Raw genomic sequence first — 25007 nt, 5'->3', positions numbered from 1 at the left:
TCCTAACCACATGACGATGAAAAGAAGTTTACCCATAAAAATACTGTCCCTGCTGATGCTGATAAGCATCCAGTATGGACAGGCACAACAGACCCGGACAGAGAAGGATCTTTTGGGTGAAAAGCAGATCCCTGCTGACGCCTACTACGGCGTCCAGACTGCCCGGGCACTTGAAAACTTTCAGGTGAGCGGTATTAAGACTAGTTTCTACCCTGATTATGTTCGGGGATATGCTATGGTCAAACTGGCTGCAGCTCGCGCAAATTCAGAGGATGGCCGATTGAGCAAAGAAAAGTTAGCCCTTATCGAAAAGGCTTGCCTTGCCATAATTGATGGAAAATACCATGAACACTTTTTGGTGGACATGTATCAGGGCGGTGCAGGTACCTCAGCCAACATGAATGCAAATGAGGTAATTGCAAACATCGCCCTGGAAATGGGTGGCTATGCCAAAGGCAGATATGATATCATCGAGCCACACGATGACCTGAACATGGGACAGTCCACAAATGACGTATATCCCACAGCGATCAAAGTCGGATTACTCCTTCATAACGACAAGCTGATTGCTGAGCTGGAAAAATTGTCCAAGTCCTTTCACGCAAAAGGGGAGGAGTTTAAAGACATTCTGAAAATGGGCCGAACTGAAGGTCAGGACGCTGTCCCGATGACTTTGGGGCAGGAGTTTCATGCATTTGGAAACCAACTGGATGCCGAGATCAAATCCCTAAAATCCATGGAAGCTTACCTCTATGAGCAAAACATGGGCGCAACTGCAATTGGAACAGGAATTACAGCTTCACCCGGATATGCAGAACATTGCGCCAAACATTTGGCTCAGATCACCGGAAAGCCGATGTATCTCAGTGCAGACCTCATCGCTGCCACCAGCAGTCAGCAGGGATTTGTAATGTATTCTTCAGCCCTGAAAAGTACCGCGGTGACTCTTTCCAAAATAAGCAGTGACCTGATTTTCCTTGCTTCAGGACCTAGAACCGGGATTTTTGAAATCAACCTTCCTGCACTTCAGCCGGGTTCCTCCATCATGCCTGGTAAAGTAAACCCAGTCATGCCTGAACTGATGAATTTAGTGACTTTCAAAGTGATGGGGAATGACATGACAGTGACTTTGGCTGCTCATTCCGGCTTGCTTCAGTTGAATGCCTATGAGCCTGTAGAAGCCATTGCCATTATGGAGTCCCAGGGTTTGCTCTTCAAAACTCTTCCGCTTTTCAGAACACAATGTATCGATGGAATTACCGCCAACGAGGATGTGACCAAGCGCTATATCGAACGAAGTGTGGGGATCGTAACTGCGCTGAATCCGGTTTTGGGCTATGAAAAGACTACTGAACTGGCCAAAGAGGCTCTTGAAAGCGGAAAAGGAATCCTCGAACTGATTCGTGAGAAAAAACTGCTGACTGAAGATCAGATCAAAAAATTATTGGATCCTGCTACCCTTACCGGACAGAAATAATTTGGTATGAAATTTCAGACCTTATTCCACTTATAGACTTTAAATGATACAGCTATGAAATCATTAAAAAGAATCCAATGGATGGTTTTATTCCTCCTTTTCCCAACCTGGATTTTTGCTCAAAAAACAGAAAGGCAGGTGGGGGATACTACTTACTACAAGACCCTGATCCCTGAAGAAAAGCAAGGCTTGCTAAAAAATGTGAGCGTGATTGCCAACATGAATTTCGCTTTCAGAAATGAATTTGTGGATGGAGAGTATACTCAGTCCAAGTTTAAGAATGAGCAATTCCGATTGGAGATTCGCGGACAGATCCACGAGAAGGTGTATTTCCGTTTTCGGGATCGCTATACCCGAGCACAAACTTCCGAGTCCTTAGATAATATAAGCCGGTCAGTGGATTTGGCCTATATCAGAGTGGATATCTCCAAATCCTGGAGTGTTTCGGCGGGAAAACTTTGCGCCGATTGGGGGGCCTGGGAATTTGACTGGAATCCAATTGACATCTATGAATATTCGGATATTGTGGAGTATGCCGACAACTTCCTGACAGGTGTCGGATTTACCTACACACCAAGTACCAAAAATCAATGGACACTTCAGATTTTGGATTCCAGAACCAAGACTTTTGAGGAATTGTACGGACAGCAGCCAAATTTCACCGAATCAAAGGCTCCCTTGGCTTTTGTAGCCAACTGGAGAGGAAGTTTGTTTGACGGAAAGGTGAAGACTATCTGGTCTTACTCCCTGTTTAATGAAGCTCAGGATGCAAGCGGAAACGGTGCCAACATGAATTACATCGCTTTGGGTAACGAGTTTAATCTCACTCCCAAATTCAGATTCATCTATGATTTCAAATGGAGCGATGAGCAATTGGACCGAACCGGTGTAGTGAGTGAAACCATCCCCAATGACCTTTACAATTATTCTGTAGCCAATACCCTATACATTGGCCACTGGGTTAACCTCCGGTACATCGTTAGCCCGAAAGTTCACCTAACCTTTGTCGGAATGCTGGACATTTCCAATTGGAAAAACAGTTTCAATGACCCCGAAAATACAACAGGGGAGGAGCACATCCGAAATGCCTATGGCTTCATTCCAGCAGTTGAAGTTTATCCATTTGATGACTTGAATTTGAAGTTTTTTGCCAACTGGGTAGGCAGAAGCTATGAGTATTCGGATTATGCTATGGATCGGTTTGGGGCAAGAAATTATAACACCGGAAGATTTACGGTAGGATTTATTTCGCCACTTGGCATTTTGTAATGGACTGATTTTTCACTGTAAACTGCAATGAAGACTTTTTTCAAATACTCGATTAGATATGATTCTTGCCTTACATATGCAGTGGATTAAAAGCGTAAAACCGTCAGGATTGGCAATTGGGCTGATTCTGGCGGTCTTTTTTTATTCTGATTTTGCTTTTTCTCAGGATACTACCAAGGTTGTGATCCCGGATGGCACAATGGGTGAGGAATTGGAATCACGGGATTCTTTGGAGAAAAAGAAATTCCCTAAAAACATCAACATTTTTACGGGTCGTTGGAGCAGTTTCAGAATTGGACTGGGCTTCCTCTACGAGTATGCGGGATTTTCTCAGGATAGAGAGGGCCAGCAACAGATGGATTCCGCAGGTGTTGTCCTCGAAAATCAGTTTAAAGTCAGAGATTTTCGAATTTTTGCCAGCGGGCAATTGACTACCAAAAGAGTAATCTCCTGGAAAGTAGGCTTTATGTACGATGGACCAAACCGGGAATGGTTAATGCGGGAAACCGGGGTGACTATTGCCGTTCCGGAGATTTCAGGGCACATTTTTGTCGGAAGGACAAAAGAAGGCTATTCGCTCAACAAAGTTATGAATGGCTATGCCGGTTGGACTCTTGAGCGGCAGATGGGACTGGATGTCATCCCGATTTTAGCGGATGGTATCAAGTGGATCGGCTTCTGGCCAAAACATAAAATCCTTTGGAATGTGGGGATTTACGACAATTTTTTCTCCAAAAATCAGTCTTTTTCTACCTACGACTGGCAAACTGCCGCAAGAGTCGGATGGCTTCCGATTTATGCTCCTGCAGAGAAAAAACAACTTCACCTTGGTGCCAACTATCGGTATGGGCAGGTAGAAAAGGGAGAAATGAGGGTGAGGTCCAGGCCAGAGGCCAATCCTGCTCCCTTTTTTATCGATACAGATGTTTTTCAAAGTAACTATTCCAACCATTTCGGACTGGAAGTCTACTATACCAAAGGAAAATTGATGTTGGGTTCGGAATACCATTGGCACAAGTTTGATATTTCTGAAGGTGGAAAAGCTCTATTCCACGGTGGAGATGCCGTTGTGAGTTATATTTTCACCGGTGCAACCAGGCCCTTCACCACCGTCAGCGGAGTTTATTCCTTTGTCCCGGTGAAAAAATCCATTTTCCAAGGCGGATGGGGAGAAGTGGAAGGGGTGTTTCGGATTTCCAGCTTGGATCTCAACGGGGGTCAGATCAATGGGGGGGAATTCTGGAGAATTACCCCAATGGTCAATTGGTATCTGACCAAATATCTGAGACTTGAGGTCGCCTATGGTTATGGAGTTTTGGATCGGTTTGGCCTCAAAGGGGCAACACAGTTTTTTCAAACCCGAATCCAATTGGCAATCCTTTGAGTGTGGAAAGGGCCTCGATTTGTTTGTTTTCAATAATTGATACAAATTAGGTTATTATAAAAGTTGTTTTTCCGGTTTAAAATTTGGTTTAATTTTTAAATAACAATTTGAAGAATGTCATTGAAAACTGATAGTGCTAAGATTTGGCTGGATTTGGGGTATAAGCTGTTTTCTGAGGAAGGGCATGAAGGGCTTCAGGTAGAGCGGCTTTCAAGGATTTTGGGGAGAAACAAATCAGCCTTTTATCATTTTTTTGGGGATAAGGAGACCTATCTGGAGAAATTGATGGAAATTCATTTAAAGAAAGAGGAGGTTTTAGCGTCAAAACTGATTAAGCTCAAGGATTTTAATCCTGGATTTCTGAGTTTAATGATTGAGAACAAAGAGGAGATTATGTTTCAAACCCACTTGGTCAAAAATCGGGATTTGAAGCTTTTTTTGGATACTTATTTTGAGGTCAATCAAAAGATCGAAAAAATCGTCACCCAAATCTGGGGTGAATTCATCGGAGTTTCTCCGGAAGTTGCTTCAAAATATTGGAGATTGATCCGGGACTCCTTTTATGCCAGAATCACTTCCAAGTCATTCAATGAGGATTGGCTTTCAACGTTTGTAGAAGAAGCCAAAACCATCCTGGTAGAAGTCCAAAAAGATGGGGGGCCAAAATAGTCTGGTGGAGTTTCCGAATTCTACCCCAACCTACAGCAAGTAGGTTGGGAGGAATTGGTAGTATGATTTGGACTCTGGCAGTTAAAGATTTGTCCCTACCTGAATGAGGAGATCAATTCTCTAAGCCCAATCGGTTGATTTCAGAGAGAAGCTTTACCACCCGCTGATCAAATTGCTGGTTGAGCGTGGTGAAATCATCCTTTTTGATGAGTTTTCCCTGACTGGTAAAGAAGAAATTGATCTTTTGCTCGGTAGGGTAAATCAAAAACTTGGAATTATTTCCCAGTTGGATCTGGAGCGCATTGGCGGAGGGGGAATTTGAGGGTACAATCCTTCCGCTAAGCAGATTTTTCAATGTACCGTTACTGAGGTCTTCGATGCTGATGATTTCAGTCATTCCAAGTGTCAAAGGCGGTTTCTTTTTCAATCGGGCCATGATTTTTTTGAAGAAAGCCTTTTGGGAAGGTTCTTCGATTGATACGGCCAGGTTTTTTTCACGCTGAAAACCAAAGTCATTGTAGATGCCGATCAGACTGTCCATAAGCGTTTGATTTTCTGCTTTGACTTTTTTTGCCTGGATTACAATTCGCGAAAGTAAATAGGCTAAACTGTCATTTTGACCCTTCAGGATGATTTCCTGATTTTCGGAGAAAAACAAGGTCTCGTCCGGTTCAGAAAGCAGAAAAGATTCCTGATCCTTCAGGGGAGTCGGAAGATTGGCAATCGTGGTGATCGGAGCCTGGAATTTTAAAAAAAGCTTATCCAGAAGATCAGTGATGAAAATTGATTTTTTACAGCTCAGAGATCCGTGATTTTCCAACAAAAGTTTGGCTAAAATCAAAGAAGTATGATGAATGTTTAAAAGTATAAAACTACCCTCCAGGGTTTTTCTGACACCCAGCGTGAATTTGTCATAGGTCGAATCCACGGCGATGACCAGGTCTATTCCGTTTTTTTCAGCATAATCAAAAACCGGTTTTAAATGACGGAAAGTAAATGTGTCCTCTAGGCCGGTCAGAGGTTGTGCAATTTTTTGCCACTCCACTTCCACTTCAAGATTTACCAATTTGGATACCAGCTCGTCTTGAGGCTGATCAGAAGTGATCAGGACTTTCAAGCCATCGGTGTTGCTAAGGTTTTTTACTTGAATTTCTTCATTCACGGCACTATCGATCATCTTCTTTCGTTTTTTTGATTTATTATACTTTTACAGGAAATTAATGCCAAGACCCAAAATCAGGTTGTGCATACCAGAGGACTAACCAGCTGACAATCTAAAATTTTTCGACCAATGGCGATAAGTCCTGTTATTCATCCGTTGGCTACTGAACAAATGCTGACCAAAATCTAATAAGCCGGAGCACTTCTTCATTGGTTAATAAAAGGTAATGGTTTGAAAATTGGCAATTGAAATGAAATCTGGCAGTGATTAATACCATCCTTTACGAATTTGATCAGGTAAAAAAATCAGTGTGGAAAGGAACTGAGAAAAGGATTTTCATTTCGGGATAAAGGTAGTGAAAAAAGCTCAGACAGAATAATATTCGGGAAATTATCCTCAATTCTGAGCTAAAATTAAATGGAGAAATCCACTTATTATGCTCCGCAATCGATAGAATTGGGGGCTTTATTTTTTTTCACCTAGGAAAGTCATATTTATCTATTTCAAGTGAGCTCGGCTCAATTCTTGTCTTTTTCCTTTTTGGCCTCTCTTTTGGCCTCTTTTCTGGTTTCTTTTTTCAGCTGATTAAATTCCTTCCGGTTTTCCTTAGACATGATCATGGTTTCCTTCATTCCGTTCAAAGCCGATTTTATAATTAGGTTGACGAAGCCTTTGTTCATGTCTCTATCTGCTGCGAAACGAACGGTCCGTTCGGGAGCATCCTCTGAAATGGGATTTTTGGAGATGAGAGCTGTATTTGCGCCAAAGGTCACGACAGAGCTTTTCCATTTTGCCTGTTCTTTGAGCTTCAAATCAATTTCGAGGTCGTGATAGAGAAATTTCATCGTTCCCGAAGCTTCGCTACTTGAAGCCAGTCCTGTGAAAATGATTTCGTCGGCCGTTCCATTTTTGATTTCAGCAGGGGTATAGGCCTTGATTATCGGGTTGAGATGTGTCAGATCAAATGGAGACAACCGTCCCTCAAAGGAAAATTGGGGTTTGAGGTAACTGAATTTAAGGTCTAGTATGGTTTCGACTTTGCCCGCCAGATAGGCTGTTGCATGAAGGGTAAGTTCTTCATTCGGAGCCAAGTTGGTGATGTTTTTCACCTCCGCTGTCCCATTGGAGATATGCACCTTAGCGGTTGTTCCGTCTGGCTTTTTCTCCTCATTTGTCAGATTAATGTGGACGACTTTTACTGATTTTATCCTCAGGGGATTTTCAATCTTGGCAATGGTTTGTCCCAGGTATTCTGGAAAATGGTTCAGATCTTTTGGTTTCGAATTGTCCTTATAGATTGCCGCAGAGAGACTATCGAGTATAACTTCTTCGACAAATACCTTGTCGTTTCGTATTAGGGAATCGAAATCCACTCCAAGCATCGCAAGGGAACCCACGGTTCCGGAGAAATTTGCATGCTGAAACTTGTAATTTTTCTGAACCTCGGCGTTGGTGATGTTTGGTTTGAAACTCAAACCCTTTATCAGGATGGACTGATCTAAGTATGCAAGATTGAAAACATCCATCTGCAAGTGATACATGCTGTCTTTGGTGTGAATATCCAAAGAGTCGATGCCTGCCTGTAGATCACTGAACTTGAAAATAAGCGTGTCCAGATTTTTCTGGACACTCACTGAGTCAAACATCAGTTTAAATTCTCTGAATTTTGCTTGTTTCAAGGGGCCTTCGGTCAGATTTCCTGAGAATTTTTTCAAAGAGATATCGATGTTTTTCAGCGTAATCAAATCGTTTCCCTCCTTATGCTCGATGAATAAATCCAAAAGTGAAATGCTGAAATCCTCAATCGTAAAGTCCCGCTTTTTGACCGAGTTGATCACATGAAAAGAAGCGTTTGTCAATTCAAACTCCTTCAAAAAATAAGATTCAAGCGATTGTTTTTTTCCTGCTTCGGCAGAGGCATTGGAAGGTCTGAACGGGAACAAAGTCGGGTTGGAGCTATTGACATCCAGTTCTACCTCGGGCTTTTTTATGGAGATTTTATCCAAAACCAATCGATGCGACTCAAGCAACAACCTTACATCCACGTTTTCCAAAATCAGACTCTCGGTGTGAAGGCGGATGTAGCTGTTAATATAGGGGTAATCTGAGTTTTCCCGCGGCACGAAGGAAACATTGTAAACGCTTATACTTCCCTGAATAGGATTTAGACTCAGGTTTTCAAATTTGAGTTCATATACTTCGGAGATTAGACTCGATTCAAATGATTTGTTGAGTGCGGTTGAAATTAGTTTGTTGAAATTCAGATAAATTAAAAAACCGGCAACAAGAATAGCCACCGCCATACCGAGCAGAATTTTCTTTGTTTTAGACCATTTTTTTTTCGGGATACTGGATTCAGCAGTCATAATGGATGTGGTCGAGGTTGGCTTATAAAATGTTGATTTGTAATGTGATTGTCTCGCTTGACTGTATTTTTGGAGTGAGCCCCTATTCTAATTTCATCGGCCGTTTTCAATTTGAATACCAGCACCATAACGTCCTGAAATACAAGGTCAATTTATCCTTATTTATGCTATGACTGCTTAGTTTTTTTTGAAAAAAAACTTTAAAAGAATAGTGAATACATTTGTTCCAAAAATTCCATTTGCTCTTGCTTAATTGCTTGTGAATCAAGCTTATTGGGATCTTGAGAAGGAAATCAGCTTTGCGGAAATCGGCCAAATCGGGCGTTTTTTGGATTGGTAAGACCAAAGGATTCGGCTACCTTAGCATTCCATAATAGACACATATCTCAATGAAGAAAATTTTTCTTGCCTCCATATTGGCGTTTTTTCTCTCTTTTTCCGCTCATTCGCAGGTGTTGATTGTCGCGATTTTTGGAGATCAATTGAATTCAGGAAAAATCGAATTTGGGTTGGACGGAGGCTATAACCGCTCCTGGTATTTGGATAAGGAGGGTGCAGAAGGTCTCAATAATTTCAACTTGGGCTTTTTCTTTCATATCAAAATGACAGAAAACAATACCGGGTTTATCTCCACCGGAGTTCATGTCAAATCCAATGTCGGAGCAAGCGGGATGCCGACCTATTCTATTGGTGATCCTGAATTTGATGAGGTCTACGTAAATGGGGAGCTGACCACGAAAGTAAATGTCTTTTATGCCCCGATTATGTGGCAACAGCGTCTGGGAAAAGTTTATGTTGAGGGAGGTATCCAACCGGGCTTGAGGTACAAAGCCTATGATTATTTCAAAGTGGAAGATTTGGGAGGTGAACTGGAATACAAGCGCGATGTTAGGGATGACTATACCCGACTGGACTTCGGAATGGTAGGTGGATTGGGTTACCGCTTCAAGGAAGGTCCAGTTAGTACGAGTATAGGGGTAAATTACTTCTATGGTGTAGTGGATGTATACAAGCCGGAAACTCAAAACCTGAAAAACTCAAGCCTGTACATCTATGCACGCATTCCGATCGGTGCAGGTGGAAGCAAAGAAAAGTAACCTGATCCATAGGTGCTGAACCTGGATTTTTCTTGGACATTAAGGCCGGACAGGATTTTTTCTTAATAAGCCTTATTTTTCAGGGCAGGAGGGGTGGTCTTTTAAATGGCTGTATTTTTTCAATACAAAGAAAAAGTCTGCATTCGGATTTCAATTTGGGTATTCCGGATGACTGCTACTTCCAGAAAACTCAAATGGGCCATATGTAAATGAAATACATTTTGTCGCAGTTCATTTACATTCTACATCATTTGAATGTAGGCTAAGGAGGAAGTCTCCCCAAAAGACCTTTAGTTGCAATCAACTTTGGAAATCTACCCTAAATCTATTTCTGAGCTTTCCCAACTGGAGAAATTTGTCAATCCAGATTCTGGTTTCTCCTTCACCTGAAATTTGGATTTTGGAAAAGAAAAGTCTGAAATAAATCCGGGAAAAATTAAGGCAACCTTTCATTTTGGGCTGATAGCTTGACAATGGTTGGTGAAGAAATGTGTTTTTCACTTTTTTTGAATGAGACCATCCTATTGAAAAAATGAACGAGAAAATACTATGCAACTGGTGAAAGTTTCGAAAGCTTTAGAACTTGGAAGAAAAGGAAGCTATCAAATCTGGATGGATGCGGGATATGCAATTTTTTCTGAAGAAGGACCTTCTGGAATTCAGGTAGAACGACTCGCCAGAGATTTGGACAAAAACAAATCCGGATTTTATCATTTTTTCGGAGATAAGGAGGCCTTCTTCGAATTGTTGATGAAAGAGCATTTGGGCAGGCTTGATTTGTTGTCCTATCAGATCAGACGGATTAAGGATTTTGATCCGGAGTACATTCAATTTCTTATGGAAAACAGAGAAACTGTGCTATTTCAGATTCAATTGGTCCGTCATAGGGAGAATCCGCTTTTTGCCAAGACTATGAATCAATTTAGTGAAAGAGCCACAGCTGCAGTACTCCCTGTTTGGAGCAGTTATTTGGGGACCTCAGTCACAATTTCAGGCAAACTTTGGGGAATTATCCGGGACACGTTTTATTCAAGGGTAACCCCTGATAACTTTAACTTTGAATGGATGTCTGAATTATCGAGGGAAGTTAAGAACTTGATCAAAAAGGAATGAATCTCCAAAAATCCAGGTCCTAGAATGGATCCAAAAATCAAAAAAAGCAGAGTTGAATATTGGCCTGAAATCCTTGACCTCTATCGGTTGGTCGCTCAGGTTTCCGGTAAACTTGCCAGAACTTCGGAAGAAATATCCGGGGAATATGTGAAAACCTTTTTGAAAAAATCCCATGAAACTGGGTTAAGCTTGATTGCATTCGAAGGGATGAACATCGTCGGAGAAATCCATGCCTATAAACTGGAACCGAATGTCTTTTCTCATGTATTATCTGAATTGACCATTGCAGTGCATCCTGATTTTCAGGGAAAAGGAATAGGAAAAGCACTCTTCTCGGCATTTTTAACAGAGGTTGAAACCCGCCGCCCGGATATTTTTAGGGTGGAACTGATTTCCCGGGAAAGCAACAAGAAGGCCATCCAATTCTATTCTTCCTTGGGTTTTCAGCAGGAGGGACGGTTTGAAAAACGGATTGATTCCGGAAATGGGACTTTCGAAGCGGATATTCCTATGGCCTGGACCAATCCGGGATTTAAACATGCTAAAAACAAATAAACCTGATGGTTGGAAAATGGGACACACTGAAATTGCATCCTATACAACCACTTTGAACCCTGGTTTTTCTTAGGTTAGGATGTTCTTTGATGAAATTAAATCCCTAGATCTAAATCGATTGCGGAGAATTTGTGAAGGCTTTTCCGGGATCGGACCGTTTTTTATCCCTAATATTAATCTCATGATGGACAAGGATTTATCGCGACGGGATTTTATCCAAAAAAGTATAGTGGCAGGACTCGGTTTGGCTGCGCTTCCTTTGGTTCCCGCAATTGCCGGCCCGGCGAAGTCGGGAATGAAGTTTGGTCTGGTCACATATGAATGGGGCAAGGACTGGGATCTCCCAACTCTGATTACAAATTGTGAAAAAACAGGAGTTTTGGGTGTGGAATTGAGAACGCAGCATGCCCATGCGGTAGAAGTGAATCTCACTGCCTCCCAAAGAGCTGAAGTGAAAAAGCGCTTTGCCGATAGTCAAGTTACTTGCTTGGGTTATGGCAGCAACTACGAGTATCACAGCCCTGATCCGGCCAAACTCAAAGAAAACATTGATGGAACCAAAGCCTACATCAAGCTTTGCAATGATATCGGAGCCACAGGAATCAAAGTCAAACCCAATACACTCCCTGAGGGAGTTTCCAAAGAAAAAACCATCGCACAGATCGCCGCTTCGTTCAACGAAGTCGGAAAATTTGCCCAGGATTATGGTCAATTGATCCGGGTAGAAGTGCATGGACATTTGACGCAGGAGTTGCCGAATATGAAGGCGATTTTTGAGCAGGTAACTGAACCGAATGTGAAAATCTGCTGGAATTCCAATGCCGAAGATTTACTTCCTCCCGGACTTGCCCCAAACTTTCACAGCGTGAAAAAATGGTTCGGAGATACGGTCCACGTGAGGGAATTAAATGTGGGGGACTATCCCTATGCGGATCTTTTTAAGCTTTTCTCAGGCATGAATTACGGGGGTTGGATTCTCCTGGAAGCCAGAACCAAGCCTGCGGATCGAATAGAAGCTTTAAAAGAGCAATTAAAAATTTTCAACAGCCTTGTAGCCCAATAGGCCTCCTAAGAGGTATTGAATTGGGGTGAATTGCCGAACTGATTTTGGCTTTTTGTAAAAAAAGGAAAAGGTAAAACAATAACCACAACATAACCATGAGTACAGATAATTCAAGAAGGGACTTTCTGAAAAAGTCCGTCCTCACTACAGCAGGAGTAGGCTTGGGTGCTTTGGCTTTCCCAGCCAGCAGCTACAGCAAGATCCTTGGGGCAAATGACCGGGTAAATGTCGGTATTGTCGGATTTTCCGATCGTGCCAGAGGAGCTTTGATCCCGGCTATGCAGGTTCATGCCAAAGAAATGAACTTCGAATTCACAGCAGTTTCGGATATCTGGAACCGTCGAAGAGACGAGGCTGTTGCCTTCGTCAAAGAGAAAACAGGAAATACCATCGCCACTGCCCGTAACAACGAGGAGCTGTATGACCGAAAGGATGTCGATGCGGTAATCATCAGTACGGCGGATTTCCAACATGCACTGCATTGCAAAGAAGCAGTGGAAGCCGGTCGGGATGTTTATGTGGAGAAACCTTTTGCAGAGACGATGGCAGATGCCCGTGCTGCAAAAGAAGCCGCACTTCGAACCGGCAAAATCATACAAATTGGCTCCCAAAGACGAAGCGGTGCCAACTACCATGCTGCTAACAAATTCATCAAAGAGGGGAAATTCGGAGACATCGTGGCCGTGGAAATGACCTGGAATGTGAACCAGCCCGGCAGATGGAGAAGAACGGAACTTGCCACCCAGCTCAGAAAAGAAGATACTGACTGGACCAGGTACTTGATGAACCGTCCTGTTCAGGACTGGGATCCTAGAAAATACCTGGAGTTTAGACTGTTTTGGCCATTTTCATCCGGGATCCCGGGCCAGTGGATGGCTCACCAGATCGATACAGTACACTGGTTTACCGACTTGCCACACCCAAGAAGCGTAGCAGCTAACGGTGGAATTTACCTCTGGAAAGACGGGCGCCAAAATTTTGATACCATGACTGCGGTATTCGACTATGGCCCACTGGACGACAAAACCAAAGGATTCCAGGTAACCTATTCATCCAGATTCACCAACGGAGCAGGTGGCACCAAGGAAATCTATTACTCAAATGGTGGCGAGCTCAATCTCGATACCAACAAGATCACACCAAACGGTGGATTGAGTGAAAGAAACGCCGGAGCTATGGGTATGAAAGCCAACCTTTTACCAGAAATGGCACTCGGAGAAGCAGTGCCGACCGAGACCAGTGCAGATACAGGAGTGGATGACCTCACTTCCGCACACATGAGAAACTGGATGGATTGTGTCCGCTCACGCAAAAAACCAAATGCAGATGTAATGGCAGGTTACAATCATTCCATTGCCAACATTATGACTACTGCTGCACTGAGAACCGGTCAGTTTGTAACCTTCGATGAGGCTAAGCAGGAAGTCTTGGCAGGAGGAAAAGTATTTCAATATTAATTCAATAAAAAATGTTTAATCTATTAAAGACCGGGATTCTGACCGGAATGATTTTGATTTCCAATTCTGAATCCTCAGAGGTGAAAAATCCCACAAACTCTGATTTATTACCAAAGCCCGGTTCGGTAACCTTGGTAAGAAAAGATGGTGAGAAAAAGGTGGAAGTACTGGTTGACGGCAAGCTATTTACCGCATATCTCTATCCCGAGACTATTGAAAAGCCTGTTTTGTACCCAATCAAATCTGCAAAAGGAAACGACATCACCCGGGGCTATCCATTGGCACCACGTCCCGGAGAGCGGGTGGACCATCCTCACCATATCGGACTTTGGTTCAACTATGGAGATGTGAATGGCCTTGATTTTTGGAACAATTCCGATGCAATCCCTGCTGATAAAAAGGAAAAATACGGTACCATTGTCCATACAGGAATCCTCAAAGCCAAAGAAGGAAAAGACAAAGCCGAACTGGAAGTTGGTATGGATTGGGTGAACTCTAAGGGAGAAGTATTGCTCAAGGAAAAAACCACTTTTGTATTCAGCGTAGAAGGAAACAAAAGAGTCATCGACCGGATCACCACCCTGACTGCGCAGTCTAAAGAAGTCGCTTTGACTGACAACAAGGAAGGCATGCTGGGCATCCGGGTAGCTCGTCAGCTTGAGCATCCATCCGACAAGCCGGAGATTTTCACTGATGCCAGCGGTATCGCTACAGATGTTCCCTCCCTAAACAATGAAGGGGTAAACGGTCTCTACCGAAGTGCCGCAGGTAAAGAAGGAGATGCTGTTTGGGGAACCAGAGCCAATTGGGTAGATCTTTCAGGAGAAATCAAGGGAGAAAAGATCGACTTAGCGATTATCGACCATCCCGGAAATCCCGGTTTCCCGACCTATTGGCATGCAAGAGGCTATGGCCTGTTTGCTGCAAATACCCTTGGACAAAAGTCATTGAGCGGTGGAAAAGACGAACTGAACTTCAAGATTGCTCCAGGCAAGTCAGCCACTTTCAGATACCGGATTATTGTAGATTCAGATGGTGACGAAAGTGACGAGAAGCTGAATCAGGAATTTGAAGCCTTCAGCAAAGTGAAGTAAATTGATCAACGAAAGGAGGAAGTTTTTCCTCCTTTTCTTTTTTCAGAGGTTTTCTGATTTCAAAATCTCAAAACTCCTAATGTCTTTTTCTATAAAAGTCCTGTCGAACCACTGGAACTATTTCGATTCGTTTTTTCGAATGCAATTCCATAAATTTTTGATTCCAAACCCAAAACCCATGAAGCTTGTATCCGGTCTGATTGCCATTTTCTTTTCGACCTTCTTTGTTTCAACCGGCTTTTCCCAAACGTACCAAGCCGATATCATCATCTACGGGGGAACTTCAGCGGCGATTACCGCAGCTGTTCAGGCCAAAAAGATGGGGAAATCAGTTCTGGTGGTATCCCCGGACAAGCACTTGGGAGGGTTGTCCGCTGGTGGACTTGGATTTACCGATACCGGCAATAAGGCTGTAATCGGTGGACTGGCGAGGGAGTTTTACCACCGACTCTATTTGCACTACCAGCAAGATTCTGCCTGGAAATGGCAGAAGCGGGAGGAATATGGCAACAAAGGTCAAGGAACACCTGCAATAGACGGAGAAAACCGAACGATGTGGATCTTTGAACCACATGCTGCAGAGCGGGTTTTTGAGGATTTTGTGAAAGAAAATCAACTTGAAATACATCGAAATGAATGGCTAAACCGCGAGTCCGGAGTTAAAATGGAGAATGGGAAAATAGCTTCCATCCAAATGGTTTCGGGGAAAACCTATTCAGGAAAAGTCTTCATCGACGCCACCTACGAAGGTGACTTGATGGCTGCTGCCGGAGTGAGCTATCATGTAGGCAGAGAGGCAAACTCGGTTTATGGGGAATCCTGGAACGGTGTTCAGGTCGGTACTTATCAGCACCGGCATTATTTTATGGATTCGGTCAGTGCTTACAAGATTCCCGGAGACCCCGCGAGTGGGCTTTTGCCGGAGATTTCTCCCAATCCTCCCAGCAAGAACGGAGAAGGTGATAAACTCCTTCAGGCATACAATTTCCGGATGGCTCTGAGCAGAAATCCGGCTAACCAGGTTCCTTTCGCGAAGCCTTCCAACTACGATCCAGCACGCTATGAGCTACTGGCACGGGTGTATGCAGCCGGTTGGACAGAGACTTTCGATAAATATGACCCCATTCCCAACTTGAAGACTGACACCAATAACCATGGGCCATTTAGCACCGATTACATTGGGAAAAACTACGAATATCCGGAGGCTACTTATGCCCGAAGAAGAGAAATCATCAAGCAGCATGAAGATTATCAAAAAGGGCTGTTGTATTTTCTCTCAAATGATCCCCAGGTGCCTGAAGATGTTCGGAAAGAAATGTCCCACTACGGCCTGGCAAAAGACGAGTTTACAGACAACGGCAACTGGCCGCATCAGATTTATGTACGTGAAGCACGACGAATGATCGGAGCCTATGTGATGACAGAGCACGATGTGTTGGGGGCCAAAGCAGTTCCCCAGCCTGTGGGTATGGGGTCCTATTCCCTGGATTCGCACAATACGCAGCGATTTGTCACGCCGGGAGGTTTTGTGCAAAATGAAGGCGACATCGGAGTTCACCCAAAGCAGCCCTATTCGATTTCCTACGGGACATTGATTCCCAAAAAAGAGGAATGTACCAATCTGCTCGTTCCGATTTGCGTTTCGAGTTCACACACGGCTTTTGGCTCGATCCGAATGGAGCCGGTCTTCATGATCTTAGGACAGTCAGCGGCTGCGGCTGCATCACTTTCGATTGACGGAAAGATCGCCGTCCAGGAATTGGACTATCAGAAGTTGAGAAAAGTTCTGTTGGAAGAAAAGCAGGTGCTGGAGAATTGAGAATGCTTTTATAGTTGTTTTTTCAATGAAAAAGTTGGAAATTCTGAATAGAAATTAGTTATTGGGGGTTCAATTTGATTCTCAATAATGCCTTCCATGAGTTTTCTTTCTTTAGAATTTTCTCGGTTCTATCTGATTTTTTTATTGACGGTTTTCGGATTTGGACATTCGGTTCATGGGCAAGTGTCACCAATTCAAAAACCTTTGTTAATAGATTTTCCAGATCAGGGATTTCCTCAAATGACCTATGGCGACTATTTCACATTGGAAAAGGGCTCCTTCCTCTATGGTTTGATTGGTGGCCTACCTTACTTTTATTCCGAAGACCAATTTGAACGACTTATTCAAAAACTCCGGCCTGAACTTAAGGAATTATATTTTTTCTCCTATTTGGCGTGGAATGTTTCCGATGGAGGCTTCTCAAATTTTTTTGACAATGGATATGGCTACATGATTCCGGAAATCAAGAAGTTTTACAAGAGAGTAGGGGAAGAAGAAAGGATGGGAAATCTTGGAAAAAGCAGAAGTATGGTATCAGAATCGGCCTAAGGAAGAGGTCTGGATAGATTTAAAGTTGGATAGTTTAGACCAAGCTTTTTATGCAAATAAGGATTCTTCGGAAAGTAGAGTCGAGGCTTTTGTCCGGGCAAATTCTCACCTGTATGTGCGTGATGAAAATGGAGAAATTTTTCCAAAGACTTTTTCCGGAAAGGCCCTCTCATTTGACCCACTTACCCAAGGCACAAAAGAGGTTGAGGTGAAAAACAATAAAAAGGAGGGAAGTATGAAAATTCAATCTCCTGATGGGGTTTTATTGAAAGAGTTGAACTATGAAAATGGTGTGCAGGTTGGCTTGCAGCGATATTTTGATGAAGATGGGACTTTAGACCGGGAGGAGGTGCTTTTCGCAGATTCTGACATCAAAGAAATCAGGTATTATCATCCAAATGGGCAACTTTCCTATCTAGGAAATGAAGATTCTAATTATAAAAAGATCGGACCTCAAACTTATTGGTATGAAAACGGCGAAGTCAAGTATTCCTACTTTATGGATGAAAATGGAAATCATACAGCTCCTTATCTTGAATTCTATCCCGATGGCTCAAAAATGCTGGAAGTGGATCGTCGGGAAGCTCCTCCTAAGTACCTTAATTTTTGGGATGAAAAGGGGGAACATTTGCTGAAGGACGGTAACGGATCTTATATCTATGAGTCAGGGACAGTGCCAGAATCCGTCTTTAGGTATGAATATCAATTCAAGAATTATTTGGAGGATGGAATCCAAAGAATGTTTATAAACGGCATTCTGATAGAATATCGGGAGATGCTCGATGGGAAAACAGATGGGTACTCCAAGAAATTTTACCCGAATGGAAAGCTTCACCAAGAATACCTGATCAAAAATGGCAAAGTGCTAGAGTTTCAGGAAATGCCTCTTTTTGATCAGCCAAAGTTGGTGGTAGAAATCGAAACAGAGGAGCTTGAATCGTACTTGATTCAAAAGGAATACGAACTATCCGATCAATATCCTCGACTGTTAAATAAAGAAGAGGTGCTCCCTTTAATTACTGTTTCTCAAGATGTTTTCAGTGTTTATGGATGGGACAAAAAAATGTTCGGGTCTTATCTTCTTCACATTGATGAAAATGGAAAAGTGATTGGGAATGAATTTTTTACTGCTGACAATGGATATGTCTCCCAATCCATTGAGGCGATTTTTCCCAAACTTGAATTTGAACCTGGCCTGAAGAATGGGGTTCCGGTCAAATCCTACCTTTGGCTTAAAGTAAGTCTATGGCTAGAAGAATACAAATCTTTCCCTTAGCCTATTTATTCTCTCAACCTTTCAGATACTTATTCGGAATATTCGGACTCTGATATTCGATCCCAAATCGATGTTTCAATAGTTTCGAGACCACATCGGAGATTGTCGCTTCTTTCCGGTGCATCTGCGGCAGCAAACCCATCATGGCATAGCTGATCGGATTGACGGATGGTAGGAGGGTTTCCCAAGGATAGCCTTTTCCCCAAATCAATCCCCGGACAGTATAATCCAGATCAGCGCCATGCTCCAAGCAGAAATCTAACATTTCTTTGGACTGGTTGGTATTCTGATTGACCGTAAGAAAGATGGGAGTTTGACCTCCAAAGCCGAATTCATCGACTCCGGCTTTCGCATTGATATCCAATCCAGCTTTGATCAAAACCTCCGCGCACGAAAAGTGGTTGAATTCCGCGCAGATGTGGAGCAAGGAGACTTCCAAAAAAGGCGTGTAGGCGCAAGGGAGTGAATGCTTGTTGTGAATTCCTCCGGGGTTTTCCAAGATCGATCTTCGTAGGAGATCGACGTTATCCAACAGGACTGCTTCGAGGATTGGATCTCCCAAGCCGTGACCGTTTTCCAAGAATACTCTGACGCAATCTTTGAATCTCGGACCTCTCGTATACTCGCCGATCAGAACCCAAATCAGTGGTTTTCCAGCGGAGTGTTTTTCGGCCGGTCCAGACGCTAAAATAGCCTTGATCCCAGCGACATCGTGGAGTTCAACGGCTATGTTCAGATCCATGGCATTCATTGTCAATTCATTGTTTTAATGAGTGCTGCGGCATCGGCGATGCAAGTGACCGTATAAAACTGCTCCTGCTCCACTTCATGCTCGATCTGCTCATGGACCCAAGTGATATGAAATGGAATGTGAATGGCATGTCCGCCCAGCTCCAATACCGGTAAGATGTCCGACTTCAGGCTATTTCCCATCATCAGAAATTCCGAAGGCTTCACATCCAAATGTCTGATGAGCTTCTCAAAATCGGAAGTTCTCTTTTCGCTCATTATCTCGATGTGGTGAAAGTACTTCTCAAGCCCGGATTTTTTCAACTTTCGTTCCTGATCCAGCAGATCCCCTTTGGTAGCGAGTACCATTCGATAGTCGCCGTTTAGAGATTGAAGGACCTCTTCCACTCCAGGCAGAAGTTCCACGGGTTTTTCCAGCATTTCCCGACCGATTTGGATGACCTTTTCCACCAAAGCCATCGGCATTTTATGATCGGAGATCCGCATAGCTGTTTCGATCATGGACAGCATAAAACCCTTGACTCCATATCCATACAGACCGAGATTTTCGATTTCGGTCCGGTACAATTCCTTCATGATTGCATGCTGCGGCATAAAATCCTCCAACAAGCTGGCAAACTTTTCCTCCGCTTCGCGAAAAAAAGGCTCATTCACCCAAAGGGTATCGTCTGCATCGAAGGCAATTACTTTGAGGGGCATGTTTTCTTGTCAACGGTTGACGGTCCACGGACCACAGTTGTGTTTTGATGAAGTGAACTTAATAAAAAGAACTTTGGGTTACCAACTCGCGGCTGTCGACTGTGGACTGTCGTCTGTTGACCCAATTTTACAAATCAGCCATCCAAGCCAACAACACCTCTCTCCAGGTTTCTACCGCGCCTTTTCCAAGTCCAAAAGCAAAACCATGACCACCTGTTGGGTAAATGTGCAAGGATGCTTTCACTCCGTTTTGGTGGAGGGCTTGGTAATAAAGCAGCGAATTTTCAATCGGAACTCCGGCATCGTCCTGGGCATGAACCAGGAAAGTGGGAGGAGTCTCTGCATTTACATTCAATTCTCCGGAAAAGCGGTCTTTCAGTTCAGCTGAAGCATTATCGCCGATGAGGTTTTTGCGTGAACCACCATGCACCGCGCCATCTTGGAAGGTGATCACTGGGTAAGCCAAGATTGAGAAGTCTGGCCGAGCCGAAAGTGCATCAATAGCGTCTTTTGGCCGCTCAACTTCATGCTTGTATTGGGTGCTGATAGTGGATGCCAAATGTCCACCTGCGGAGAAACCCATCACACCGACTTTGGCCGGATCGATATTCCAAGCCGTAGCGTTTTGTCTTACCAGACGGATGGCCCGCTGCGCGTCCATCAGAGGAACTTCCTTCGGATCGGTAAGAGATTTGGAAACCGGAAGTCGGTATTTGACCACGATGCCTGCGATTCCCTGCGAGTTCAACCATTTTGCAAAATCAGTTCCTTCCCAGTCATACGCTAAAATCCCATAACCTCCACCCGGGAAAATCACCACCGCCTTGCCAGTTGAAATCTGTTTGGCCGGTAGATATACCTCAATGGTTGGAATTTGCACATTGGCTATTCGGATAATACCCTCTTGACGTACGTCTTCTTGCAGATCCATCGCTGTCTGTAGGGGAGGAGTACCTTGCCAAAGTGGAAGTGTGTGATTTTGGCCGTGAACAAATGTTGCCATTAGGATGAAGAGGATGGTTAAAATGGGGTATTTCATAGGTAGGTTCTTGTGGGATTGAAACAAATTTTAATAGATTTTAAGTAGCCATGAAACAGCTATTCCTGTGGCTAAGGCAATTCCGAAGCTGAGTAAAGTTCCGATGAGGATGTATTCTGTTAATTTCCTATCCTTCGATTTTCTCAAATCTCCAAATCTAAAGACTGATTTTGCAGCCAATAAGAAACCGATCGCTTCCCATCTGCCGGAAATTACAAATACGAAAACAAAGAGACGTTCCAGAATTCCGATATATTTTCCGGCGTTTTTAAGTGAGGCTTCATCCGATAAGTTTAAGTCTTTGGACCATCCTGTCAATAGAAACTGGATGACAATACCCGAGACTTGGGTGATAAAAACAATGGCTGTGATGAAGATCCACAACTCCTGAGGTGTAATCCAATCCAACTGTCCTAAATCAGGCTCAAACCAAATGTAGCCTATTAAAAGGAGGCTGATCAGATGGGCGATTTGGTCAGCGAAAAACCATATAGGCCTGTTGGTGTCTTTTTGAAGATAGATTTTGATGAGATCAATGATTCCATGGATGACCGTGATGCATACAGCCATGGTCCAATATTCTTTTCCCAGCAGGATCAAAACCAAGAGTCCATGAATCAGGAAGTGGAGGTAGACTTTGGGTGATTTCCCTTTCTTTTGTTCTTTTTCAGCTACCCATGATTTGGGCTGAAGAATAAAGTCTCCGACCAAATGGGCTAAAAGCAGCTTTAAAAACAGAATCATGGAATCAGTCTTTTTATTTTTTCCCGGAAAGTTTCCTCTATTTCCATCAACTCACCTGCGTGGGTACGGTGCCATCTCCCGCTTACCGAATTTTGCCGGATTCCGAGTTTCTTTCCGATTTCTTCTTGATTGATGCCTGGTTCATTCCAGACGATATCCATCAATTCTGCAGAGGAAATCGACCAGCTATCCATTACTATCCCCGCCAGCTTCAAATAAAGGTTTATTTCCTTATCGAATTCTTTCCAGGGACTTTGGATGGCCAAGTTGATTTTCTCTTTTCTGAGTTTGTCAAATTTTTCACCTGCGTACACAAAGGCGGGACCATTGCTTTCCGAGATTTTTGCTCCGCTGTAAGTTTTTTCTCCTATTCCAATCGACATTCGCACATCGACCAGACTTGTGTTTTTTCGGAGCCCCTCGATTTGGGTTTTTTTGATTAAGATTTTTATTTGAAGGGCCTTGTGCAAAGCTTCTTCGGGAGTATTTATCTCAAGTTGGAAAAAATCCCCCCAAACCAATTCCCAATTTTTTGGGCTTTCTCCCCACTTTGTAAAAAGTTTTTGGAGTGGAATCAACCAAGGCTCCGGGTTTTTAAGGTTTCTGGAATTGATAATGTCTCCTTTGATTACAGCTATCATGAAGTTTAATATCGTGGAAATAGATGATAAATCAAATTATCGCATAATTATGCGATAATTCTATATATCGTTGAAATACACGATAATTTTATTTATCGTCGAAATGTACGATAATCAAAAATATCCTGGAAAAGGACGATATCCCAATCTACAATGTTGGTCATGCATCACTTCGAAGTATTTGCGCTAAAGTCAAATATCTGCTCGGTAATCGCCCATCTCCAATTCGCCGGAGTGCCGGGAAGGTTGGTTTGGTACTGACTCAAAAAAGCTTCCCATTCCTGAACTTTGGGATTGGTGCTGTCCAATTCAGCTTTCTTATCAAAGCTAAAATTCTCATCGCCGACCAAGATCATCGCCAGTCGGTTTCTCCAGCGATAGATGCTCATTTGCAGGATTCCAGCCACTCGGATGCTTTCCAAAATATCTTCAGACACAGTCTTGTGACATTCCACATAGGCCTGAATGGCTTCGGGTTCGTCTTTGAGATCGCAGATAAGTAAAAAGGTCTGCATTGATTTAGATTTTTGATGCTTCGACTACGCTCTGCACAAGTTTACGATTTACGAAACGATGGAAAAAGTTGAGATGTCAAACACCTTCCAACTTTGCAACCTTGCAACTTAATTTTCCAATCTTCAAATTTTTCAATTTTTCAATCCTTTCACCCTCACTGCAAACAAAAACACCATTAGAAAGCAAACCAGGGGGAGAAAGAAGGAGAAATTGACCTCTGGAACACCCAGAATTAGGGTATCAGTATAGCCCGTGCCACCTAAATCCAAAATCATTCCCTGAAGAGTCGGCATAATCGCTCCTCCCACGATCGCCATCACCAAATAGGCCGCGGCAAACTTAGAATCCTCCCCCAAACCCTCAAGTGCAATTCCGTAAATCGTCGGAAACATCAAGGACATCGCAAAGCTGATTCCAACAAGGGAATAAAGTCCCGCCATTCCTTCCATGAAAATAGCTCCCAGGGTAAAACCCATAGCCAAAATCGCAAAAATGGCCAAAAGTCTGGTTGGAGGCATTATTCGAAGGAGGAAAGTACAAATCCATCTTCCCACAAGGAATACACCCAAGGAGGCATAAGCGTAATTAACAGCATCAAAGGTGCTAATGCCTAGCGATTCCGCATATTGGTAGATGTAAGTCCAAATCATGATCTGAGCCCCGACATAAAACATCTGAGCCAAGGTTCCCTCTACGAAATTCCTGTTTTTCAACAACCGTTTCATCGTAGGTCCAAAGTTTATTTTCCCGGTAGAGTCCTTGCTTTCCGGCATTTTGATCATGGAGATCATGACAAAAATCCCAATCACCACCAACCCGAGCATCACATAGGGATTTCGGATGACCATCAGGTCGTTGGTCCGGATGACAGCTTTTGCAGCCTCATCCAAACTGTCAAAAATGATATTTCCACTTTCATCTGTATTGTTGGAATGAAGGGAATTGAGAATAAATGTTTTGGCTACAAAAAGACCTGCCAAGGCGCCCATGGGGTTGAATGCCTGTGCCAGATTCAGGCGCTGCGTAGCGGTGGCCTCAGGTCCCATGGACAGGATGTATGGATTGGCAGTAGTCTCCAGAAATGCCAGCCCAAAAGTCAAAATGTAAAGTGCCGCCAGGAAGAAGCCATAACTTTCCCATGCGGCAGCCGGATAAAACAGGCAAGCTCCAAAAGCATAAAGCCCTAAACCGAGGAGAACTCCTGTTTTGTAAGAATACTTTTTGATAAAAAATGCTGCTGGCAACGCCATCGTGAAATAGCCTCCATAAAATGCCAGTTGGACCCAGGATGCCTGAGTGTTGTTCAGCTCCAGCACTCGCTTAAATGCCGCCACCATGGGATTGGTGATGTCATTTGCAAAGCCCCAAAGGGCAAAAAGGGAGGTGATAAGAATAAAAGGAAAGAGGAGTTCCTTTGGGACAAGGGCTGGTTTTTGGGTCATAAAGAACGGTCAAGATGGGTGTAACCACCGTCGACGTATAAATGCTGTCCGGTGATATGGGAGGCTTTGTCGGAAAGGAGAAAAATAGCCATAGATGCGATTTCCTCTGAAGTTGTCATTCGATTGCCAAGCGGAATCCTGGCATTGATTTCCGCAAGTTTTTCTTCAGGATTCGGGAAAGACTGGATCCAGTTTGCGTACATCGGCGTGTACACTTCTGCCGGAAGGATGGCATTGACGCGGATTTGATAGGGGAGAAGCTCCACGGCCCATTCGCGGGTTAGCGCCAATTGGGCCCCTTTGGCAGAGATGTATCCGGAGGTATTTCCCTGACCGGTCACTGCGGTTTTGGAGGAAATGTTGACGATGGCACCCTGGTGTTCCTTTAATTGCGGCAGCGCATAGTGAGCCAAGTAGTAGTAGTGAAAGAGGTTTTTGGCTACCGAATTTGCATAAGCTTCCGGAGTTCCTTTTTCCAGACCCACGCCGTCATTGGCACCGGCATTATTGACTACCCCGTCGATTCTTCCAAAAGTTTTGATGGTTAGATCCACAGCTTCCTTGGCTTGCTCCGGTGAAAAAAGACGGATGGGAATCTGAAGGGCTTTGCCTTTGGCCAGATCCAGGATTTCTTTTCCTTCTTTTTCCGAAGGGTCAATCATTACGGGAATTGCTCCTTCTTCGATCAGTACGCGGGAAATTGCTCCTCCTATTCCTTTGGCTCCACCAGAGATAAGGAAGACTTTATTGGCAAGGTTTAGGTTCATTGTCAGTAGGCAGTCTCAGTATTCGGTCAGCAGGGGGCTGCGTGTACTTTTTGACCTTG

23 protein-coding genes are annotated in these 25007 nt (G+C 43.6%); 13 read left to right on the top strand and 10 right to left on the bottom strand.

Going from position 1 to position 25007, the window contains the following annotated elements; all coding sequences use genetic code 11:
- The first annotated feature begins 16 nt into the window (after positions 1-16).
- The 4 genes from B0E43_RS08695 to B0E43_RS08680 all read left to right on the top strand — a co-directional run bounded on the left by B0E43_RS08695 (position 17) and on the right by B0E43_RS08680 (position 4799).
- Positions 17-1477, top strand: a complete 1461-nt coding sequence (locus B0E43_RS08695) for an aspartate ammonia-lyase (protein WP_077348655.1) — start codon at positions 17-19, stop codon at positions 1475-1477.
- A 54-nt stretch (positions 1478-1531) separates the two neighbouring features.
- Positions 1532-2746: a porin gene (locus B0E43_RS08690; RefSeq protein ID WP_077348653.1), complete on the top strand. Its 1215-nt coding sequence runs from the start codon at positions 1532-1534 to the stop codon at positions 2744-2746.
- Positions 2747-2804: 58 nt separating this feature from the next.
- Entirely contained in the window at positions 2805-4130 is a 1326-nt protein-coding gene (locus B0E43_RS08685) for an OprO/OprP family phosphate-selective porin (protein ID WP_077348651.1), read from the top strand.
- Between the two features lie 114 nt (positions 4131-4244).
- Positions 4245-4799 carry a TetR/AcrR family transcriptional regulator gene (locus B0E43_RS08680; RefSeq protein ID WP_077348649.1) on the top strand — a complete coding sequence of 185 codons (555 nt, stop codon included), beginning with the start codon at positions 4245-4247 and terminating at the stop codon, positions 4797-4799.
- A gap of 112 nt (positions 4800-4911) precedes the next feature.
- Here the strand turns inward: B0E43_RS08680 and B0E43_RS08675 are convergent, their stop codons facing one another.
- The gene (locus tag B0E43_RS08675; RefSeq protein WP_077348647.1) at positions 4912-5976 is read right to left on the bottom strand and encodes a hypothetical protein; all 1065 of its coding nucleotides are present in this window, start codon (positions 5974-5976) and stop codon (positions 4912-4914) included.
- A gap of 503 nt (positions 5977-6479) precedes the next feature.
- Positions 6480-8264, bottom strand: coding sequence for a DUF748 domain-containing protein (locus B0E43_RS08670; RefSeq protein WP_168171922.1), 1785 nt, complete (start codon positions 8262-8264; stop codon positions 6480-6482).
- Positions 8265-8716: 452 nt separating this feature from the next.
- Between B0E43_RS08670 and B0E43_RS08665 the strand changes: the two genes are divergently transcribed.
- The 9 genes from B0E43_RS08665 (at position 8717) to B0E43_RS08620 (ending at position 18350) form a co-directional block, all read left to right on the top strand.
- Positions 8717-9424, top strand: coding sequence for an outer membrane beta-barrel protein (locus B0E43_RS08665; protein ID WP_077348643.1), 708 nt, complete (start codon positions 8717-8719; stop codon positions 9422-9424).
- Positions 9425-9973: 549 nt separating this feature from the next.
- On the top strand, positions 9974-10537 hold the full coding sequence (locus B0E43_RS08655) for a TetR/AcrR family transcriptional regulator (protein ID WP_077348639.1): 564 nt from the start codon (positions 9974-9976) through the stop codon (positions 10535-10537).
- 24 nt (positions 10538-10561) lie between these two features.
- On the top strand, positions 10562-11092 hold the full coding sequence (locus tag B0E43_RS08650) for a GNAT family N-acetyltransferase (RefSeq protein ID WP_077348637.1): 531 nt from the start codon (positions 10562-10564) through the stop codon (positions 11090-11092).
- 181 nt (positions 11093-11273) lie between these two features.
- Entirely contained in the window at positions 11274-12155 is an 882-nt protein-coding gene (locus B0E43_RS08645) for a sugar phosphate isomerase/epimerase (RefSeq protein ID WP_254423392.1), read from the top strand.
- 95 nt (positions 12156-12250) lie between these two features.
- Positions 12251-13612, top strand: coding sequence for a Gfo/Idh/MocA family protein (locus B0E43_RS08640; protein WP_077348635.1), 1362 nt, complete (start codon positions 12251-12253; stop codon positions 13610-13612).
- A gap of 11 nt (positions 13613-13623) precedes the next feature.
- Positions 13624-14706 carry a PmoA family protein gene (locus B0E43_RS08635; RefSeq protein WP_254423391.1) on the top strand — a complete coding sequence of 361 codons (1083 nt, stop codon included), beginning with the start codon at positions 13624-13626 and terminating at the stop codon, positions 14704-14706.
- Between the two features lie 178 nt (positions 14707-14884).
- Entirely contained in the window at positions 14885-16525 is a 1641-nt protein-coding gene (locus B0E43_RS08630; protein ID WP_077348682.1) for an FAD-dependent oxidoreductase, read from the top strand.
- A gap of 204 nt (positions 16526-16729) precedes the next feature.
- Positions 16730-17074 carry a DUF4375 domain-containing protein gene (locus B0E43_RS08625; RefSeq protein ID WP_168171921.1) on the top strand — a complete coding sequence of 115 codons (345 nt, stop codon included), beginning with the start codon at positions 16730-16732 and terminating at the stop codon, positions 17072-17074.
- Positions 17037-18350, top strand: a complete 1314-nt coding sequence (locus B0E43_RS08620) for a toxin-antitoxin system YwqK family antitoxin (RefSeq protein ID WP_077348631.1) — start codon at positions 17037-17039, stop codon at positions 18348-18350. The genes B0E43_RS08625 and B0E43_RS08620 overlap by 38 nt, the downstream gene beginning before the upstream one ends.
- 13 nt (positions 18351-18363) lie before the next feature.
- On the opposite strand, the gene B0E43_RS08615 is transcribed toward B0E43_RS08620, so the two are convergent.
- From B0E43_RS08615 to B0E43_RS08580, 8 genes are all read right to left on the bottom strand, one after another.
- A complete protein-coding gene (locus B0E43_RS08615; RefSeq protein WP_217349147.1) occupies positions 18364-19092 on the bottom strand; it encodes an ankyrin repeat domain-containing protein in 729 nt (242 codons plus the stop codon).
- 11 nt (positions 19093-19103) lie between these two features.
- Entirely contained in the window at positions 19104-19799 is a 696-nt protein-coding gene (locus B0E43_RS08610; protein WP_077348627.1) for an HAD family hydrolase, read from the bottom strand.
- A 127-nt stretch (positions 19800-19926) separates the two neighbouring features.
- A complete protein-coding gene (locus tag B0E43_RS08605; RefSeq protein ID WP_077348625.1) occupies positions 19927-20838 on the bottom strand; it encodes an alpha/beta hydrolase in 912 nt (303 codons plus the stop codon).
- Between the two features lie 30 nt (positions 20839-20868).
- Entirely contained in the window at positions 20869-21582 is a 714-nt protein-coding gene (locus B0E43_RS08600) for a DUF3307 domain-containing protein (protein WP_077348623.1), read from the bottom strand.
- Positions 21579-22223, bottom strand: coding sequence for a hypothetical protein (locus B0E43_RS08595; RefSeq protein ID WP_077348621.1), 645 nt, complete (start codon positions 22221-22223; stop codon positions 21579-21581). Before B0E43_RS08595 ends, B0E43_RS08600 begins: the two co-directional genes overlap by 4 nt.
- A 167-nt stretch (positions 22224-22390) precedes the next feature.
- Positions 22391-22738 carry an L-rhamnose mutarotase gene (locus tag B0E43_RS08590; protein WP_077348619.1) on the bottom strand — a complete coding sequence of 116 codons (348 nt, stop codon included), beginning with the start codon at positions 22736-22738 and terminating at the stop codon, positions 22391-22393.
- Positions 22739-22870: 132 nt separating this feature from the next.
- Entirely contained in the window at positions 22871-24181 is a 1311-nt protein-coding gene (gene fucP / locus B0E43_RS08585; RefSeq protein ID WP_077348617.1) for an L-fucose:H+ symporter permease, read from the bottom strand.
- Positions 24178-24948, bottom strand: a complete 771-nt coding sequence (locus tag B0E43_RS08580; protein ID WP_077348615.1) for an SDR family oxidoreductase — start codon at positions 24946-24948, stop codon at positions 24178-24180. Before B0E43_RS08580 ends, fucP begins: the two co-directional genes overlap by 4 nt.
- Between the last annotated feature and the right edge of the window lie 59 nt (positions 24949-25007).

Source organism: Algoriphagus sp. A40, assembly GCF_002002735.1.
Lineage (GTDB): Bacteria > Bacteroidota > Bacteroidia > Cytophagales > Cyclobacteriaceae > Algoriphagus.
The sequence above is the reverse complement of the archived record's forward strand: the minus strand, read 5'-3'. Positions and strand labels throughout refer to the sequence as shown.

Excerpts from the sequence above, each read along its gene's own strand:
- B0E43_RS08695 (WP_077348655.1), top strand. The coding sequence starts at position 17 with ATGAAAAGAAGTTTACCCATAAAAATACTGTCCCTGCTGATGCTGATA.
- B0E43_RS08690 (WP_077348653.1), top strand. The coding sequence starts at position 1,532 with ATGAAATCATTAAAAAGAATCCAATGGATGGTTTTATTCCTCCTTTTC.
- B0E43_RS08685 (WP_077348651.1), top strand. The coding sequence starts at position 2,805 with ATGATTCTTGCCTTACATATGCAGTGGATTAAAAGCGTAAAACCGTCA.
- B0E43_RS08680 (WP_077348649.1), top strand. The coding sequence starts at position 4,245 with ATGTCATTGAAAACTGATAGTGCTAAGATTTGGCTGGATTTGGGGTAT.
- B0E43_RS08675 (WP_077348647.1), bottom strand. The coding sequence starts at position 5,976 with ATGATCGATAGTGCCGTGAATGAAGAAATTCAAGTAAAAAACCTTAGC.
- B0E43_RS08670 (WP_168171922.1), bottom strand. The coding sequence starts at position 8,264 with ATGGCGGTGGCTATTCTTGTTGCCGGTTTTTTAATTTATCTGAATTTC.
- B0E43_RS08665 (WP_077348643.1), top strand. The coding sequence starts at position 8,717 with ATGAAGAAAATTTTTCTTGCCTCCATATTGGCGTTTTTTCTCTCTTTT.
- B0E43_RS08655 (WP_077348639.1), top strand. The coding sequence starts at position 9,974 with ATGCAACTGGTGAAAGTTTCGAAAGCTTTAGAACTTGGAAGAAAAGGA.
- B0E43_RS08650 (WP_077348637.1), top strand. The coding sequence starts at position 10,562 with ATGGATCCAAAAATCAAAAAAAGCAGAGTTGAATATTGGCCTGAAATC.
- B0E43_RS08645 (WP_254423392.1), top strand. The coding sequence starts at position 11,274 with ATGATGGACAAGGATTTATCGCGACGGGATTTTATCCAAAAAAGTATA.
- B0E43_RS08640 (WP_077348635.1), top strand. The coding sequence starts at position 12,251 with ATGAGTACAGATAATTCAAGAAGGGACTTTCTGAAAAAGTCCGTCCTC.
- B0E43_RS08635 (WP_254423391.1), top strand. The coding sequence starts at position 13,624 with ATGTTTAATCTATTAAAGACCGGGATTCTGACCGGAATGATTTTGATT.
- B0E43_RS08630 (WP_077348682.1), top strand. The coding sequence starts at position 14,885 with ATGAAGCTTGTATCCGGTCTGATTGCCATTTTCTTTTCGACCTTCTTT.
- B0E43_RS08615 (WP_217349147.1), bottom strand. The coding sequence starts at position 19,092 with ATGGATCTGAACATAGCCGTTGAACTCCACGATGTCGCTGGGATCAAG.
- B0E43_RS08610 (WP_077348627.1), bottom strand. The coding sequence starts at position 19,799 with ATGCCCCTCAAAGTAATTGCCTTCGATGCAGACGATACCCTTTGGGTG.
- B0E43_RS08605 (WP_077348625.1), bottom strand. The coding sequence starts at position 20,838 with ATGAAATACCCCATTTTAACCATCCTCTTCATCCTAATGGCAACATTT.
- B0E43_RS08600 (WP_077348623.1), bottom strand. The coding sequence starts at position 21,582 with ATGATTCTGTTTTTAAAGCTGCTTTTAGCCCATTTGGTCGGAGACTTT.
- B0E43_RS08595 (WP_077348621.1), bottom strand. The coding sequence starts at position 22,223 with ATGATAGCTGTAATCAAAGGAGACATTATCAATTCCAGAAACCTTAAA.
- B0E43_RS08590 (WP_077348619.1), bottom strand. The coding sequence starts at position 22,738 with ATGCAGACCTTTTTACTTATCTGCGATCTCAAAGACGAACCCGAAGCC.
- fucP (WP_077348617.1), bottom strand. The coding sequence starts at position 24,181 with ATGACCCAAAAACCAGCCCTTGTCCCAAAGGAACTCCTCTTTCCTTTT.
- B0E43_RS08580 (WP_077348615.1), bottom strand. The coding sequence starts at position 24,948 with ATGAACCTAAACCTTGCCAATAAAGTCTTCCTTATCTCTGGTGGAGCC.